The 17174-nt window shown below is 59.1% G+C and carries 16 protein-coding genes and 2 pseudogenes; 7 read left to right on the top strand and 11 right to left on the bottom strand.

Annotation, left to right across the window (positions count from 1 at the left end):
- Positions 1–284: 284 nt before the first annotated feature.
- Together LY284_RS20630 and LY284_RS20625 are read left to right on the top strand one after the other, a co-directional pair.
- Positions 285–488 (top strand): MerR family transcriptional regulator, encoded by a 204-nt coding sequence (locus tag LY284_RS20630; protein ID WP_155178486.1) that lies wholly within the window; start codon positions 285–287, stop codon positions 486–488.
- A complete protein-coding gene (locus tag LY284_RS20625; protein ID WP_155178483.1) occupies positions 485–1720 on the top strand; it encodes a DNA cytosine methyltransferase in 1236 nt (411 codons plus the stop codon). The genes LY284_RS20630 and LY284_RS20625 overlap by 4 nt, the downstream gene beginning before the upstream one ends.
- On the opposite strand, the gene LY284_RS20620 is transcribed toward LY284_RS20625, so the two are convergent.
- On the bottom strand, positions 1684–2070 hold the full coding sequence (locus LY284_RS20620; RefSeq protein WP_230461331.1) for a very short patch repair endonuclease: 387 nt from the start codon (positions 2068–2070) through the stop codon (positions 1684–1686). The two genes, LY284_RS20625 and LY284_RS20620, sit on opposite strands and share 37 nt — an antisense overlap.
- A gap of 73 nt (positions 2071–2143) precedes the next feature.
- On the opposite strand from LY284_RS20620, the gene LY284_RS20615 reads away from it, so the two are divergent.
- The 4 genes from LY284_RS20615 (at position 2144) to LY284_RS20600 (ending at position 6963) form a co-directional block, all read left to right on the top strand.
- On the top strand, positions 2144–2743 hold the full coding sequence (locus LY284_RS20615; RefSeq protein ID WP_233387799.1) for an ATP-binding protein: 600 nt from the start codon (positions 2144–2146) through the stop codon (positions 2741–2743).
- Positions 2740–5097 carry an ATP-binding protein gene (locus LY284_RS20610; RefSeq protein WP_233387798.1) on the top strand — a complete coding sequence of 786 codons (2358 nt, stop codon included), beginning with the start codon at positions 2740–2742 and terminating at the stop codon, positions 5095–5097. Before LY284_RS20615 ends, LY284_RS20610 begins: the two co-directional genes overlap by 4 nt.
- A complete protein-coding gene (locus LY284_RS20605; protein ID WP_233387797.1) occupies positions 5087–6409 on the top strand; it encodes a response regulator receiver domain in 1323 nt (440 codons plus the stop codon). Before LY284_RS20610 ends, LY284_RS20605 begins: the two co-directional genes overlap by 11 nt.
- A 389-nt stretch (positions 6410–6798) precedes the next feature.
- The gene (locus LY284_RS20600; protein WP_233387796.1) at positions 6799–6963 is read left to right on the top strand and encodes a hypothetical protein; all 165 of its coding nucleotides are present in this window, start codon (positions 6799–6801) and stop codon (positions 6961–6963) included.
- Positions 6964–7385: 422 nt separating this feature from the next.
- On the opposite strand, the pseudogene LY284_RS20595 reads toward LY284_RS20600, so the two are convergent.
- Positions 7386–9492: pseudogene (locus LY284_RS20595) on the bottom strand (malate synthase G).
- Between the two features lie 353 nt (positions 9493–9845).
- Between LY284_RS20595 and LY284_RS20590 the strand changes: the two are divergent.
- On the top strand, positions 9846–10544 hold the full coding sequence (locus LY284_RS20590; protein ID WP_217482576.1) for a haloacid dehalogenase type II: 699 nt from the start codon (positions 9846–9848) through the stop codon (positions 10542–10544).
- 184 nt (positions 10545–10728) lie between these two features.
- Here LY284_RS20590 and LY284_RS20585 read toward each other — a convergent pair whose 3' ends face one another.
- The 9 genes and pseudogenes from LY284_RS20585 to LY284_RS20550 form a co-directional block, all read right to left on the bottom strand.
- Positions 10729–11898, bottom strand: coding sequence for an MFS transporter (locus tag LY284_RS20585; RefSeq protein WP_233387795.1), 1170 nt, complete (start codon positions 11896–11898; stop codon positions 10729–10731).
- Complete coding sequence (locus tag LY284_RS39060) at positions 11868–12287, bottom strand: carboxymuconolactone decarboxylase family protein (protein WP_309243209.1); 420 nt, start codon at positions 12285–12287, stop codon at positions 11868–11870. The genes LY284_RS20585 and LY284_RS39060 overlap by 31 nt, the downstream gene beginning before the upstream one ends.
- Before the next feature lie 119 nt (positions 12288–12406).
- Complete coding sequence (locus tag LY284_RS20575; protein ID WP_233387794.1) at positions 12407–13195, bottom strand: alpha/beta fold hydrolase; 789 nt, start codon at positions 13193–13195, stop codon at positions 12407–12409.
- Between the two features lie 12 nt (positions 13196–13207).
- Positions 13208–14302 (bottom strand): lyase family protein, encoded by a 1095-nt coding sequence (locus LY284_RS20570; protein ID WP_233387793.1) that lies wholly within the window; start codon positions 14300–14302, stop codon positions 13208–13210.
- Between the two features lie 38 nt (positions 14303–14340).
- Positions 14341–14733 carry a protocatechuate 3,4-dioxygenase subunit alpha gene (gene pcaG, locus LY284_RS38720; protein ID WP_255724347.1) on the bottom strand — a complete coding sequence of 131 codons (393 nt, stop codon included), beginning with the start codon at positions 14731–14733 and terminating at the stop codon, positions 14341–14343.
- Positions 14655–15035: a hypothetical protein gene (locus LY284_RS39280; protein WP_375294276.1), complete on the bottom strand. Its 381-nt coding sequence runs from the start codon at positions 15033–15035 to the stop codon at positions 14655–14657. Before LY284_RS39280 ends, pcaG begins: the two co-directional genes overlap by 79 nt.
- Entirely contained in the window at positions 15028–15741 is a 714-nt protein-coding gene (gene pcaH / locus LY284_RS20560; RefSeq protein ID WP_155178467.1) for a protocatechuate 3,4-dioxygenase subunit beta, read from the bottom strand. Before pcaH ends, LY284_RS39280 begins: the two co-directional genes overlap by 8 nt.
- Positions 15738–16396 (bottom strand): annotated as a pseudogene (locus tag LY284_RS20555) (3-oxoacid CoA-transferase subunit B). Before LY284_RS20555 ends, pcaH begins: the two are co-directional and overlap by 4 nt.
- Positions 16396–17106: a CoA transferase subunit A gene (locus LY284_RS20550; RefSeq protein WP_155178465.1), complete on the bottom strand. Its 711-nt coding sequence runs from the start codon at positions 17104–17106 to the stop codon at positions 16396–16398. Before LY284_RS20550 ends, LY284_RS20555 begins: the two are co-directional and overlap by 1 nt.
- Positions 17107–17174 lie beyond the last annotated feature (68 nt).

The following is a 17174-nucleotide window of genomic DNA, read 5'->3' as shown; positions in this document are numbered from 1 at the left end:
CATAAGCCGCCAAACAGCGAAATAGGCCGCCGCTACATGCTGTTCGGCGCTACTTTCCGCATGAAAAGATGAACAAAAAGGACGAGAACCCGACAGATCGTTGCCCCCCGCAAGCCGAAATTCATCATTTTGGGCAGACCGTCGTGGCTAGGTTGATCGGCTCTCAAAGGACCGTCAAGGCCCGGAGCCCTACACTCGGCCACAACCTGACTCACAACCGGAACTTAACGTCGTGTTGACGTTGACCATGGTTGAGTATAGTTGAAGGCAGTCGGGAGGGCGGCATGAGCGAAACTGGCGATCTACACATTGCCGAGACGGCGGCGGCGGCCGGCATCTCGAAACCGACCCTTCTTCGGTGGATTAAAGACGGCAAAGTTAAGGATGCGCAGCGGCGCGACCGGAATGGTTGGCGGATATTCTCACCCGCCGAGGTAACCGCAATTCGGACACTTGCCGCGTCCACGAAGCCGACGAAAAACTCATGACCGCACCGTCCATGAGCGCCGCGCGTCGGCAGCGGCCCGCGTTCTTGGCGGTCGATTTTTTCTGCGGTGCGGGCGGGACCACGCGCGGTCTGATCGATGCTGGGGGCTACGTCATCGCCGGTGTCGATAAGGACAATCGCTGCCGGCAGACCTATGTCGAGAACAATCCCAATACGACCATTGATTTCTCGACCCCGCGGTTCATCAGGCGGGATATCTTCCCCGCAACCGATGCCTATCCGGATGGCGAGCAGGCAGAACTGTTCGACGATCTTGAGAAGCTGATCGAGAAATATAGGGCGGAAGCACCCGGTGCGCCTCTCATGTTCGCGATCTGCGCGCCATGCCAGCCCTTCACAAAGCTTTCCCGCAAGGAACTCAGCAACGCCCGGAAGGAAGGTCGCGAACGCGATAGCAATCTGCTGCGTGAAGCGGCAAAATTTGTTGCGCGGTTTCGCCCGGAGATGATCCTGTCGGAAAACGTCCAAGGCATCGGCGATCCGAAATATGGTGGCGTCTGGAACGATTTTCGTAGTCAGCTCAGGAAGCTTGGTTATGCGACCGGCTCGAATGTCGTCTGCACGTCCGATTTCGGCGTTCCGCAGTTTCGCCGTCGTTCGATCCTCATTGCTGCTCCACGGGAGCTGGCGCGGCCGGAGTTTCTGGAGCCGGGCCACGACGGTGATCTGGTGGTCCCTCTCGAGGACACGGCGGCTGCGGTCCGATCGGTCCGTTCGGCAATCGGTCATCTGCCGTCGCTTCCCGCCGGGGCGCAGCACGCAACAATCCCGAACCACAAGACCCGGACTCTGAGCGACCTCAACTTGAAGCGTCTGGCTTCGGCTAAACCCGGCGAGTCAAATGTCTATCTCGACAACACCCCTCACGGCGACCTCTCGCTGGCGTGCCACCGGAAGGTGAACGCGAAGCTCAAGGTGCGTTGCTTTACCGATGTCTATACGCGAATGGACCCGGATCGACCGTCTCCCACGATTACGACGAAATGCCATAGCATCTCGAATGGACGCTTCGGCCATTTTGACACGAGTCAGGTGCGCGGAATTTCGCTGAGGGAAGCCGCAATCCTCCAGTCTTTCCCGCAGGACTATGTCTTCTATCCAACCGACATGATCGAACCGGTCGCGCGCATGATCGGCAACGCAGTGCCGCCCAGGCTGGCCGAATATTTTTCGCGTTATCTCTCTGACGCCCTTGTGTCGGCCGATGGCTGAAGTCGGCGCACTATCCGCTCCACTCCAAGGTCGAGCGCACATTCCCATACTGTTTCGACGTGCCAACCGAGCGCTTCCAGGCGTATTCGCGTGCTGTGATCGCGGTCGATGTTGCGATCGAGCTTCGCCGCCCAAAACTCCTGGTTTGATTGAGGCCGAGCACCTCGCGGGCAGTCATGGCCATGCCAAAAGCATCCATGGACCAAGACGACGGTGCGATGCCGCGGGAGGACCATATCGGGCTTTCCGGGAAGGTCGCGACGATGAAGGCGAAAGCGGAGCCCGACGGCATGCAACGCGCGTCGAACATATAATTCGGGCGCCGTATCCTTGCCGCCGACGCGTGACATTGCGCGCGAACGCTGTTCCGGTGTCATATGGTCCGCCATGCTGCGGTTATAGCAACGGGTGGCCCCACAAACCATGACCGATACGGATCAAACCGGCCGGTCGCTGGAACGGGCTGCGGAGAACGTTTCCTTCCGAACGCGTGCGCGAACGATCGATCATCTCGGGCGCGGTCAGATCGCCGACGCTCCGACGGCGGTCAGCGAGCTTTGGAAGAATGCGTGGGATGCCTACGCGACACAGGTATCGCTCAATATCTTCGACGGTGACCCGGCCGTTGCCGCAGTCTTCGACGACGGTATCGGCATGTCGGCGCAGGATTTCGTCGAGAAGTGGCTCGTCATCGGTACCGAATCAAAGATTGATGGCCCACCGCCGGCGCCACCGGCCGATTTCACCGGCTCCGCACGCGAGCGGCAGGGCGAAAAAGGAATCGGACGTCTGTCGGCCGCTTTTCTCGCGCCGGCGACTCTTGTTTTGTCACAACAGGCAGATGGTCCGATTTCGGCGGTTCTGGTCGATTGGCGCCTTTTCGAAAACCCGTTCCTGTCACTTGATCAGATCACATTGCCTGTACGTACATTCGGCAAGCGCGGCGAAGTGGCCGTTGGGCTGCGGGCGATGGCAACGGCGATACTCGACAATCTCGGGAGAGATCTGCCACAGGCGACTTGATCCTGTCACCCGATTGGCAGCGTTACACCGCCGCCGAACAGGCGGCGGGTGCACGATCGACCGCAGAGGCCATGATCGACTTCTGGTCGGAGATGCCGATTTCCGCCCGACACCTCGAAGAGTGGCCCGTCTTCGCGGATTTGGCCTCACATGGTACCGCACTGTATCTACTTGGTGCCCACCATGAACTGTCGGTCTGGCTTGGCTCCGCGCCGGACGACGATGAAGCGAAGGAGGTCAAGCAAAGGCTCAAGGATATTTTGACCGGCTTCACCGACACGCTGTCGGCTGCGCCGGTCGTGTTCGATTATGAGGTTCTCGCCTATCATGGAGATGTTCCGCGTCGTATCCTTGCTTCCTCGGATGTGTTCGATCTCTCCGATTTCCGAGAACTTGAACATAGCGTCGAGGGCGCCTTCGACGAGGCCGGAGTTTTCCGCGGCAAAATCCGGGCGTTCGGTGAGGATTTAGGCGAACGCATCATTCCGCCCCCGCGGTCGTTGCCCCCGGCAAGATCGGATCGGCCGGGTCCCTTTGCATTTGCGATCGGTACGTTCGAGCAGGTCGCGATGGCCTCAACGCACAATGCCAAGCGGCATCAGGATCTAATGGAACTCGTCGACCGGTACGGTGGGGTTCGGGTGTATCGCGACGGCTTGCGCGTGATGCCATACGGCTCAGCCGACGCCGACTTCTTTTCACTGGAAGAAACTCGCCAGAAGCACGCTGGACGCTACTTTTGGGCCCACCGACGGAGTTTCGGACGACTTGCCTTCACGCGCGCCGGAAATCCCGCGCTAAAGGACAAGGCTGGCCGCGAAGGCCTGGTCGAGAACCGAGCGAGCCGCGAGCTTCGTCTCCTCGTCCAGGCCCTGCTCATCAAACTGGCCAGAGATTATTTCGGAACAGACTCTCCGGAACGCGAAGAGCGCATCGCGGAGACCAAGAAGCGAAACATCAAGGGTCGCAAGGCGGCCGAGCAGGCGCGTAAACGTCGGCGGGGCGAATTCAGGACTTACCTCGCCGACGCGATCAAACGCATGCCGCAATTGGCTGAGCGAGCGAAGAGCATCTCTTCACGATTGGAAGATGTGAAACAGCCGGCTTCGAAGGACACGGTCGCGATGATGCGCGCCGAGGTCGAGTTGGCTCGCGCGGAATTAGCCGCGCTGACGCCTCTCGACGTCCCGAACACGTTGGGCGACGCTGAATCGCGCTACCGAACGTTCAGGGACGAACTGGATGAAGCCAGCGATCTTATCCTGCTGTCCGACCAAGCGCTCCGCGAGATGGAGGCCACGGTCGGTGCGTCTTCGCCTCGTGAGGTCGCTGCAGCCGCCAGGGATCGGCACGAGAAAGCACTGAACGAACTTCTCTCGGGGTTCCAAGGTGACATCCGTGAGGGTATCAAGGCGATCACATCCAATTGGACATCCAATCTTGAGGACGACCGGACGCGATACGAGCGAGCGACGACTCCCCTGTTGCGCAAGCTGTCGCAAGACACCGATCTGAACGATCTTCTCGGCCTGTTGGAAACGGTGCGGCGCGAGCTGGAAGACGAATTCAACGACCGGTACCGGCCGATTGTCCGTAATATCCGGACCATAATCGAAGGCGTGGACGCGGAGATGGCGCTCGCCACGATTGACGAGGATCGGGAAGAACTCGATCGCCGGGTTCGTGACCTGAACGCGGTCGCACAGCTCGGAATCACGGTCGAGATCATCGGACATGAGCTTGAAGCGCTCGACAGTGAGGTGAGCCGTAACTTGGAGAAGCTGCCGGACACGGCCAAGAAGACGCTGGCCTTCACCCGGGCGATGGACGCGCATCGGTCACTCACCGAAAAGCTACGCTTCCTCTCACCTCTCCAACTGGCCGGCGCCCGGTTGCGAGAGACGATCACCGGCAAGGCTATCGTTGATTATGTCCGCGATTTCTTCGGGCCGGTCTTCACGGACGGGGGCATCCGGCTTGAGAGTACGCCAGCTTTCGACTCGATCCGCTTCACCGAACTCAAATCACGCATCTACCCGGTGTTCATCAACCTCGTGAACAACGCCGTTTATTGGGTCGGACGGTCGGAAGAGCGAGTGATCCGCTTCGATTTTGTCGATGGCAAGATCGTTGTCGGTGACACCGGCCCCGGTATCGACCGGGATGACGTCTGGCGTCTTTTTCAGCTGTTCTACACGCGCCGCTCTTCCGGTCGCGGCGTCGGACTGTATCTGTCCCGGGTGAACCTTGAGGCTGGCCGCCATGCGATCCGTTACGCGACCGAGGAAGATCCGCACATTCTGCCCGGCGCAAACTTCATAATTGAGATGAGGGGGCTGGAAGGTGGAGCTTGAAGCGTTCGAGGCGCGCTTTGCCGATGCGGTCGAAAGGAGCTTTCGCGACGACGCAATCCGCACCGCCGTCCTGATCGATGATCAGTTTCCGGACTATCTCCGGATGAGCGATGCCACTGACGAAGAGTTCAGCGAGATCGCGCGCGCAAAGCACATATATGGCTTCATGCACGCCAAGGGTCTCATCTGCGATATCCAGAACTGGCGCGTCCCGGACGACATGGACGTGCATCTTCTCGATAAGGCGCGAAAGAGCGACCTAATTCTCCTTGATTACCAGCTCGGTGCAGCCGGATCGAAGACGGCGCTCAAGATTCTGCGCCATCTCGCGGTGTCGTCGCACTTCAATCTGGTGGTGCTGTATACCGCCGAGGCTAACGCCAACACGGCGCTGACTGTGGCGACCGCAATGCGCGGGCTTGCCCCGGTTCAGGACGACACGGCGCCGTCTCCGGAAATTCTCGAAGCGGCCGAGGATATCCTTGCAGAGGAGCGCTTTTATGAAATCGACGCACCGGGGCTGCGTGACTATTTGACCGACGGCAAGATCGGCTGGAACAACGACCTGCGCCAGTCCATGCAGACCGCCGGAATCCATCTCTCCAACCTCAAGAGTTTGGCTGATTATGTTGCCCGGCAATGGATCGCGACCCTCGTTGACGACTATGAGCCTGATGCAAGTGAGCTTCCTCTCGGTCTGAACATCGGGCCCGACCAGCCTATGTGGGTGCATTGCGGAAGCTGCTTCGTAGCGATCGTCCAGAAGCTGCCATCGAGTTCCGAGGAGGACGAGGGAGAATACGTTTGGGGGCGGCTGGGTTCGGCGCTGCGTGCGTGGAAGCCGAACATTTACCGCCTGATTCTGTCCGAAATCCAGAATGCGCTGGAGTTGGAGGCCGTCGCGCATCACGAGAACTGGCTGGACGATGACCTGTCACTCGGGCTCGGACTTTATCTCTTGGAGAGCGACGAGGCCGCAAGCGGAGTATTGTCGCCGTCGGATATCGAGGGCTCGGCACAAAGTCTGATCGACCGCTTCGTAGACATCATCAGGCGGCGGCTTGCGACCCACGACGGTATATCCAGGACCGCCAACGATCTTCTCAGCGCCCGGCTTTCCACGACGCTTGGCACGGCGCCGGCCGGCGAGAGCGCCCGACGTATCCGTGCCGCGCGAGCTGGCACATATCGCGGCGGATCGAAGCATCGATTGGCAGCAGAAGGTCGTGCCGGCCGTAAATGCCTTCATGGTATCGGATGCCTTCAGGGGCGGTCACGTTACGACGGGAACCGTCCTGCGGGACGCGGATGACGCCTTTGGCTGTGCGCGTCACCGGCATGTGACCTCGTCCCGCGCGAGGACGGGCCGATCGTCGTCCAGCTAATCAAGCTGGAGAAGACCGGGGCACCGCCCGAAAGGTTCACGCCTGGGGAATTTGTCGTGGTCGGAAGCACGCGTGAGATCACGATCTTGCGTGCGCTCGACAAGAAGGGACGGCAGCCGGCATTGACGATGCTCGTCCTTCCCGGCGGCACGAGGGTAAGCCGCGACGGCGGGCGTGCAACCACCAGCGGTTGGTTCGCTACTGAGGCTGGCCTTCGCGCTGCCTCCGCGGCGCAGGGATTCCCAGCCGCAGCCGCCCCCGAGGCTGCAGCACCAGCGCAGGAGATCCCCGCCCGGTCGGGGAAAATGCAAATGCGTTGGACATCGAAGCTCTGCCCGAACTTCCGGGCGAGGCGGCGCAAGCAGACGCGCCTTTTGTCCTCGAAATTGTTGCACAGTTAAGGAGTGCGTTCGCGACACGCTTCCTGATGGCGGCGGGGCAGCATCAATCCCGCATCGGCGTCGACTACGTCGATCCCTGACGCTGGCGCGCGGCAGCTTTTTGGGGCCGAGGAGTCGCGCTCCAAACAACCAAGACGAGGCGCGATCCAGCCATCTCACGAAACGGACTCGAACTTCCTGCCGTCATACACTGCCGTGGCTACGCTATTGAGTACCGAGGGTAGCGCAAACGAGTCAGCGCACGACGTAGTGCGCGCCATGCGTCGATTGCCCTTAAGGGAGTGCAGATCCATTCAGACTTGGCATTTACTGACCCGGGCTGGAGGAATACACCGAAGCGCATGTCGGAAAGTCGGGCGCCTTCAGCAATCACCTCGAATTTGACGATGCTGTCATTGAGGAGCCGGTCACGTCATCGCGCAAATCGGCGAGGATACGGCGCGGTAGGTGCTGCGGAACGCAGGGATCGACGGCGGAAACACTGAGGTGCCTGCGGCACGCATTATGCGGGGGAACCTCCCGCCTGCTGCTGCTTGTATCGAGCACGGTATGAATGAAGCAGTGGCTCGGTGTAGCCGTTGGGCTGCACCCGTCCCTCGAATATCAACGAACGCGCAGCTTCGAATGCCAAGCTTACTTTTTCACCGCTGATCAACGGCAGATATATCCGATCACCGGCATTCTGCCTGTCCACCTTTACGGCCATCCGGCGAAGCGAGTTTTCAACGTCGTCGGCGCTGACGACGCCGTGCAGCAGCCAGTTTGCGATATGCTGCGAGGATATCCGGAGCGTCGCCCTATCCTCCATCAGGCCAACGTCGTGAATATCAGGGACCTTCGAACAGCCAACACCTTGGTCAATCCATCGGACGACGTAACCGAGAATGCCTTGGGTATTGTTATCAAGCTCCTCTCGCAACTCGTCCTCTTGCCAGTTTCGCCCCCCCGCCAAGGGCAGGGCTAGCAACCGCTCTAGGGGCGCCACCGGTTCACCGCGTCGCTCCGCCTGGCGGACTGAGACATTGACTGCATGATAATGGGTGGCGTGCAGCGTTGCGGCGGTAGGCGACGGAACCCACGCCGTGCTGGCGCCGGCCTGGGGGTGCGCGATCTTCTGCGCAATCATATCCGCCATCATGTCAGGGGCGGCCCCACATGCCCTTGCCGATCTGTGCTCGGCCCCCGAGCCCGCACGCTAGTCCGATCTGGACGTTGCGATCTTCATAAGCGCCGATCCAATCGGCCGCCTTCATCTCGCTTTTCCGAACCATCGGCCCAGCGAGCATCGAAGTATGAATCTCGTCGCCCGTACGATCGAGAAATCCCGTATTTATGAAAACGATCCGGTTCCTCACAGCGTAGATGCAGGCAGCAAGATTGGCGGACGTACGGCGCTCCTCGTCCATGATCCCGACTTTGATCGTATAGCGAGGGAGGCTGAGCATATCCTCTATCGCATCGAAGAGCCGATCGGTAAAAGCGGCCTCATCGGGTCCGTGCATTTTCGGCTTCACGATATAGAGCGAGCCTCGCCGGCTATTGCCCTTTCGACCCTTCAGATCATGCAGGGCGATGACCGCAGTCAGGACGCCGTCCAATATGCCCTCGGGAGCCTCCGAGCCATCGGGCAGGCGCACCGCTGGAGTTGTCATCAAGTGACCCACATTGCGGACAAGAAGAAGGCTGCGGCCGGAAAGAGCGAATGTGCTTCCATCTGACGCTGTATATGCGCGATCGGGATTCAGGCGGCGGGTGACCATTCGGCCATTCTTCTGAAAGCTGTCCTCGAGGGTGCCCTTCATCAGACCGAGCCAGTTGCGATAGGCCGCGATCTTGTCTGCCGCATCGATTGCGGCAACCGAATCCTCAAGATCGCATATGGTCGACACTGCAGATTCGAGAATAATGTCGGCGATGCCTGCCGGGTCATCCCGGCCGATGGGGTGATCGTGATCAATGACGACCTCGATATGGAGGCCATTATGCCGAAAGAGCAGATTGTCGCCATTTCGTCCCGCCAACAACGCCGGGTCGGACAACGACAATTCCCCGCCTTTCCAGCGCCGCCAACTCCCATTTGCAAGCGGTATCGCCCTGTCGAGGAAGCGCTTGGCCCAATCGACGACTTTTTCGCCGCGCTTGGCGTCATAACCGCCGGCCTCGACCTTCGTACCGACGACGTCGCTCCCGTAGAGTGCGTCGTACAAGCTGCCCCAGCGCGCGTTCGCAGCGTTGAGAAGAAAGCGCGCATTCAAGATCGGCACAACCAGCTGCGGACCCGATATCGCGGACAGTTCTTCGTCGACATTGTCAGCGCCAACAAGGAAAGGCGCCGGCTCGTCGACCAGGTATCCGATCGATCGAAGGAAGCTTAGATAGGCTTTCTGGTCTATAGGCTCGCTTGCACGAGCGTCGTACCAGCCATCGAGTTGCTCCTGGATACGGTCGCGCACTCGAAGCAACTGAGCGTTCTCTTGCGCAAAAGCGGAATAGATCGCTTCCAGTCCTCGCCAGAATACCGAAGCGCTGATGTCGGTGCCGGGAAGAACCTCTTGTTCGACGAAATCCACAAGCGCGCCGGAGACCGACAGCCTACCTATTTCAGTCATAGCCTTTGTCATCGATACCGTCTCCGCACTATTTCTCGGACAGGCGCACTCGGGAAAATGCAACGAAGCGGCCCGCGCACCGGCCTTCGCCATTGGCCCACATCTTCCAAGCCTGCGAATCTGTCGATTACCGAAAATTCGCGCTTTCTGATGTGAATATCATTCAATACGGAAATTGAGATGGATCATATTATGTGATCGAGCATTAGTTTTGACAAAATCGATCTTTGATTTGCACCTGTGCAATTCCCTGTCGATATCATACTATTACAGTTGCTACCCGATACGTCGCGGTGATAGGATGTTCGACAACGGCGCCTCGATACCACTTAGATGTTATTATCGAGTCATCCGTGAATTTCCACTTCAACATAGTCGAGATAGGGCGAGCGATCATGAAGCCGGCATATCTGTTCGATGCATATGGTACTGTCCTCGATGTCCATGCAGCCGTGCGTCGCCACTCCGAATCCATCGGCCCGGATTTCCAGGCCTTCTCAGATCTATGGCGCGCGAAGCAGCTGGAATATTCGTGGGTGCGTACCTTGATGGGCAACTACGAAAATTTCTGGCAGCTGACGCAGGATGCCTTGGACCATGTCCTGCGTTTATTCGGATCCGTCGATCCGGCAATTCGCAAGGAGCTTCTGGATGCATATCTGCGACTTGAACCCCACGACGGGGCGCTGGAGGCCCTGACAGACCTCAAAGCCAAGGGCGCTCGGCTGGCGTTTCTGTCAAATGGCACGTCGACAATGCTTCGGACGGCGACGGTGGCCGCCGGCCTTGACGAGATACTCGAGGCACCGTTCTCAATTGATGCGGTTGGAAATTTCAAGACGCATCCGCTGGCTTATTCCGTCTACTCGTCGCGGTGGGCACTGGATCGTGCGGAGATCGCCTTTGTTTCGTCGAACCGCTGGGATATCGCAGGAGCTACCAAGGCCGGATTTTACACAATTTGGGTTAACCGCAGCGGCATGCCAGACGAATATCTCGACGCGGCTCCCAAGCGCGTCATCGGCTCGCTTGTCGAGCTTCTAAGCGACTAAGTCGCGAGCGTTGACGAAATTATTGCCCTCTTGGCTATTTCGATGGGCCAGAACCCAGACCGCTCCGTTGCAGTGCAGTCTCGGCGCAGGTCCACCGGGCTCGCGATCCTGAAGCCCACCCCATCCGCAAGCGGGCCGATCCATAGGAGTTCGCGGGGCAGGCTCGTTTCCAATGTTCCTACCCTCACCGGTCTTGCGCATGGCGACGGTGAGATTGAAGCGCCGTGAGGCCGAGCAGCAACGACACTATCACGGCCGACGCACTCAGGATGCCAAGCGATTCAAATGATCCGCCGCCTACGATATTGCCGCCGACGGCAGGGCCGATTGCGGCGCCAAGAGACTGCACGGCGCCGGCGCCGGTAATCGCCCTTCCCGATCGATCGACCACGGCGATCAGGGACATCCCGATTACGACAGAAAATCCATAGAAGAACGACCACCCAAAGATCGCGATCGCGAAATATGGGAGGCCTGCGTGCCCATATGCCAGAAGCAAGCAAAAAGCGCTCAGGCAGAATTGAACGACGATCAGGAGCGGCCCTCGACCTAGACGGCGACTGATCCACGACGCCGCGATGCATCCAGCGGCGTTGGCAATGAGGGCAAAAGAAAGAACATACCCCGTCGCCGAAAGGGAGTTGCCGTGCGAAACTCCGATCTGCTGCGCAAAGATCCAGATGCTCGTTCCACCGCCGAACAGGAAGAGCATGGCAAGCAGGCTTAGAATACTGGCCAAGCTGCCGTCATGCCTGTGCGCGGCGGGTTCGTCGAAGGACTGCGTGATGCGGCCGGGCAGGAAAGGCACGCACGACAAGAAGAGAAGCATGGCGATCGCGGTCAGGAAAGTCAGGCCTGGCATGCCCGCCGAAGGAATGGCCCAAGCTGTCGCCGTGGCCATGACGATAGCCACCGTTGCGACCTGGCCTCCAGTCCCAAATCCGAAGTTTCGGTCCGGATCACCAGAGCTTCCGATTATGCGGCACGCGATAGCATAGATCACGCCGGAGCCGAGGCCGGCTGCAAAAAGCGAGGGGTAAAGAACGGCAACATCGGTGATAAGCCCGCTCGTGCCTATCAGGGCGAGCGATATCATACCGGCGATAGCGGACAGTTTGCGGATTCCGAACCGTGGAATCCACCAGACGGCTGAAGCGGTGCTCGCCACAAACCCACAGAGGTAAGCCGTCCCGATATATCCTGCCATATTGGTGGACAAGGCCAATCGTGGCGCCTGCGTGCCGATGTAGAGTGGCAGGATCCCATAAACCATTGTTCCAAACCAGAAGAGGATTACGCCAGCGGCCACCTCCCTTCCGGAGTTCAATGCGTCCTTCCGATCGTTTCTCTGCATGTTTCCCAGCGCGCTGATTTTTCCGAGCGGGTTAGCCCGTGGGCTTCGGTCAGTCCTCTTCCAAACGAGATAGATGTTATTCGATCGTCTTCGTTCATGAGAACAGATCGTTCTCGATACGTCTGGCTAAACGATCTCGGAAATGATCTTGGTAGCTTCACCAAATGCGGTATTGGCGACGGGGACCCTGCGTAGATTGCGTTTTGCATCAGCACTTCTTTGAGTTCGTCCTGCGTGAACCCTCCTTGAGCCAGCCCCGCGCGCACGTGAAGGGCATATTCTTCCCATCTTCCGAGACTCGCAGTTGTGGCTACAACGATCAATCGCCGCGTCCGCTCGTCAAGGCCGGGACGACTCCATATTTCGTTCCAAGCGATACGGGTGATCATAGCCTGAAAGTCTTCGTTGAAAGAAGTGCGTCCGGCGAGCGATCTGTCTACCCATTCGTCGCCAAGAATTGCGCGCCGTGTCACCAGACCGGCCTCGAAAAGGATGTCTCTGGCGGATGTCACAGTCGATTTGGTGCCGAAGAATCGAACGATTGCCGATGCCAATGCTGCTGGATCCTCGATAGCGGGAAGATGCCCGGTCTTGAGGCGCACCGCTTTTGCATCGGGAATGCTTGCTGCCAGGAATTCCCATGTCCAAGAAACGGTGTGGAGATATCATCGTCTCCGGTGATGACGAGCGTTGGCACGGCGATGGCGCCGAGACGGTCCGCGATATCCATGTCGCGAATTGCTGCGGCACAGCCGGCATATCCGGTGTCGGAGCTGTTCACGAGCGCCCGCCACGCCGAGCTCACCTCTGCGGCACGGTTCTCGATGAACTTCGGCGAGAAGAAGCGATTTATCGCGGCATCTGCGATGGCTTCCGTGCCGTTGGACCGGACGGCTGCGACCCTGTCTGTCCAAATCGCCTTGTCCATCGTGGCGGAGGTACAGATCAATGCAAGGCCTGCCACTCTCCGAGGATGGTTGATCGCCATATCCATGGCGATCATCCCGCCGAGAGAAATCCCAGCAATGATCGCCTTTTCTACATTCGCTGCGTCCATCACCGCGACGGTGTCTGAACCGAGCACATCAAGGCTGTAGTCGCCCCCCGGCGCGTCCGAAGCGCCATGACCACGGTTGTCAAGGCGTATAAGCCGATAATGCGGCAGGAGATGAGGAAGCGCCTTGTCCCACAAGCTCATGTCGGTACCGATTGAGTTTATCAGGACGATGGCTGGCAACTCTGCGGAGCCTTGCTCCTTCCAGTATAACCGGACCCCGTTATGCTTTGTGAACGGCATCGATATCCCTCGTCAGAGGTTTAGAAGTTCGCGGACGATGCCTTCGCTTTCGCCTATGTCATTCCCCAAGGCGGAAGCCGCGAGATTGCAAGCTATGGCATCTCCATCGATTTGGAGGCCTTCGATCGTAACGACCATCGAGCCTATTGCTCCGGCGGCGATGGAAAAGAGATCCGCCAGAATTGAAGCCTCTGTCTGCCATCCACCGAGCCCCCGCTCCTGTTCCTGGGGAAGGCCCCCCAGCAATGTGGCAACCAGTCCGGGCGCGCGATGCGCAGCGGATAGAGCGACTTGGCAGCCTGTCGGGTTCCGTTTGTGCGGCATCGCAGAGGACCCGCCACGGCCCGGGACGACCGGCTCAAGAGCTTCCCGAATATGGTCCTGCGACAGCAAGGCGATATCCTTTGCCATTTTGCCAACGGTGCCAACCAGGATGCCGACGCTCGTGCCGATCGCGGCCACGGCGATTCTGCGGCTATGCCAAGGAGGCGCAGGTTTCAGCTGCAACGCGCTGGATAGCCGGCGCGCGACCGCAGAGCCTCTGCCCGACATGCCTGCCCGCGTCCCCGAGGCCCCGCCAAGCTGAACGCATATGTACGCGCCGGCGTCGGCTCGCATGCGCGCCGCTGCCTCGGCGATCCCCGCACGCCATTGGGCGATCCGCAGTCCAAAAGATATTGGCATCGCATTCTGCATCAACGTCCTGCCTACGGCAGGCACGCGGCGATAGTTTTCCGCCAAGGCTGTCAGGGCAAGGTCGAGACGATCGGCATCGTCGATCAGCAATGCGGAGGCTTCTCTCGCCTGCATCATCATCACCGTGTCAGCCAGGTCCTGACTGGTCGCGCCCTTGTGGACCGCCATCGCCGTCTCTGGCGCCATCGCCGAACGGATCCTGCCGATCAGCGGTATCGCGAGCGTACCTGCGAACGCAGCCTCGTCGGCGAGGATTTGAGGGTCGATGGCGAGCGACGCGCAGACGGCGCCGATCTCATCGGCGACGCGTTCCTCGATGATCGCTTCTGCGGCTTGAGCCTGCGCCAATGCAGCCTCAAATTCCAGGGCGTGTTTGACGGTCGAGCGTCGGTCGTCATAGACCGCCAGCATCGCCGGCGTTGTCGCTGAACGATCGTGAAGGAGCCTGCTCACAGCGAAAAGAAGACCGTCTCTGCATCACCTTGGATGTGAATATCGAGCCACCAGACTCCATCATCGCGCTGGCGCGCAACAAGCGTCGATCGACGGTCCGATGGCACAAGGGAGAGGATGGCATCTGTGTCGTTGCCTTCTGCGCCGTCGAAATACAGGCGTGTGCAAAGTCTTCGCAGCACCCCTCTCGCGAAGATCGATAACGCGATGTGGGGAGCTTGGAGCGAATTGCCTGGTCCGGGCACGCGGCCCGGGAAAACAGTGCGGAAGCGATACACGCCGGATTCGTCGGTAGCGCATCGGCCGAACCCTATGAACTCCGGATCGAGTGGAATTTCGGCTCGCTTATCCGCCCTCCGGAATATCTTCCCGACGCGTTGGCTTGCCAACTTTCTACCAATGCGTCTGAAATCGGGTCGCCATTTCCGTCGAGAATCTGGCCAGCAATGTCTATCACATCCCCTCTGGGAGCGCCCGTTCGCGTCGGGCGATTCAGAACATAGTGATCATCCGCGAAGAGCTCCGGTCGGGCTCCCAGATCTGACAGTCCCACCAAGTCAGCGCCGCCTTTCCAAGGCAGACCGTAGTGGAAGAAGGGGCCTACAGTCTGCCAAGGAGTTTGACCGAATAATCGAGGATCCTGGTTATCGAACCGCGCAGACGCTTTACGCTTTTCCAAGTCGTTATCCATTGGCAGTACCCTCGAAGGGCGTCTGCATTGCCCCCTTCAGCACGATGTCAAAACGGTATCCGAGCGCCCAGTTGGCGATGGTCGTGTCGATATCAAACCGGCAGATGAGGCGATTGCGATACGGCATCGGAACCGCATTCGCGATCGGATCGATCTCGATCAATGGATCGTCAGGAAAGTAGATTTGGGTGACGAGACGAGTGGCGAAGGCGGGGCCAAGCAACGACAGGTGAATATGAGCCGGGCGCCATGCATTGTGATGGTTACCCCAAGGGTAAGCTCCGGGCCGGATGGTCGTGAAGGAATACCAGCCCTGATCATCGGTAATCACCCGACCAGCTCCGGTGAAGTTCGGATCGAGCGGCGCGTCCCAATTATCGTTGCGATGGATATACCGCCCGGCCGCGTTCGCCTGCCAGATTTCGACGATGGTGTTTGGTACCGGACGACCACTGTCATCCAGCACCCTGCCAGAGATGCGGATGCGCTGGCCATGGGGAGCAGATCCATGTTGCGACGTTAGGTCTACCTCGGCTTGACCCATAAGAGCGCTCCAGCAACCGCTGGGGCCGCTCACCTCAGTCAAAGTCTGCGGAGCGTTGACCAAGGGGTGACGCGGACTACGCAATCCGGTCGAGCGATACTCTGGGTAGAGGAGTGGTGGCAAGCCCGCGTCGTCAGGCGCATATGCGATGTCCGTTGTCACAGGCAATTCTCCCGGAGCTTGCCCAGAAAGAGAGGGGCATTCGTCTTGGAAGCGATTTCCTCGACGCAGACGGATGGTGCCATGTCGAGCAGCGCAAGCACTCCGGCTTGCGGGTCTAACTCCATCACCCCGAGGTCCGTAATGATCAGATCAACCACCGACCTGCCGGTCAGGGCAGAGTACATTTCTGGACGATCTTGGGCGCGCCATCCTTGGACGTATGATCCATGACGACCACCACCCGCTTGACGCCTGCAACCAGATCCATCGCTCCTCCGATCCCCTTCACCATCTTGCCCGGAATGGTCCAGTTGGCGAGGTCGCCATTCGACGCGACTTGCATGCCTCCCAGGATGGCCATGTCGATGTGCCCGCCCCTGATCATGGCGAAGCTGTCGGCAGACGAGAAAAAACTCGAAGTCGGCAGCGTGGTGACTGTCTCCTTGCCGGCATTGATCAAGTCTGCATCAGCTTCATCAGCGAACGGGTAAGGGCCCACTCCGAGCATGCCATTTTCGCTTTGCAGCGTGACGGTCACGTTTTCGGGGACATGGTTGGCAACCAGCGTAGGGATGCCGATTCCGAGATTTACGTAAAATCCGTCCTTGAGTTCTCGAGCAGCGCGCGCTGCCATCTGATCGCGCGACCAAGCCATCATGCAGGCTCCCGAGCGCGAATCGTCAGCTTTTCGATCTTCTTCTCGAGGCCCGTCGCTCGAACAATCCGATCGACGTAAATGCCGGGCGTATGCACTTCATCCGGGTCGATGGCGCCAGCTGGCACGATCTCCTCGACCTCGGCGACCGTCACCCGTCCGGCTGTCGCCATGATCGGGTTGAAATTCCGCGCTGTCTTTCGAAAAACCAGATTGCCTTCGGGATCAGACCGCCAAGCCTTGACTATCGAAAGATCAGCTTTCAGCCAGCGCTCTCGAATATATTCATCGCCGTCGAAAGTTTCGACAGGCTTGTCTTGCGCGACGACGGTTCCTACCCCGGTCCGGGTATAGAATGCCGCAATGCCGGCGCCGCCGGCGCGAATGCGCTCGGCTAACGTACCTTGCGGATTCAGCTCAAGTTCGATGTCACCATCCAGGAACTGCCGCTCAAAAAGACGATTGTCGCCAATATACGATGCGATCATGCGACTGATCTGCCTGCTTTGCAGCAGCTGCCACAGACCAAAGCCTTCTGCGCCCGCGTTGTTCGAAATCACTGTAAGCCCTCGGGTACCGCTTCGATAAAGCTCCGCGATAAGGTTCTCCGGGTTTCCGCAAAGGCCAAAGCCACCCGACATGATCGACATTCCGTCGAACAGCAAACCCTCAAGCGCTTCGGACGCGCTGCCTCGAATTTTTGAAAGCATTATAAGCCTCGGAACTGTTCGGAATTTTCCTTCGAACCTTATCCTTCGCATCGGCATGGAGCTGCTGC

The sequence above is a fragment of the Caballeronia sp. PC1 genome (assembly GCF_021353155.1).
GTDB lineage: Bacteria > Pseudomonadota > Gammaproteobacteria > Burkholderiales > Burkholderiaceae > Caballeronia > Caballeronia cordobensis.
The sequence above is the reverse complement of the archived record's forward strand: the minus strand, read 5'-3'. Positions and strand labels throughout refer to the sequence as shown.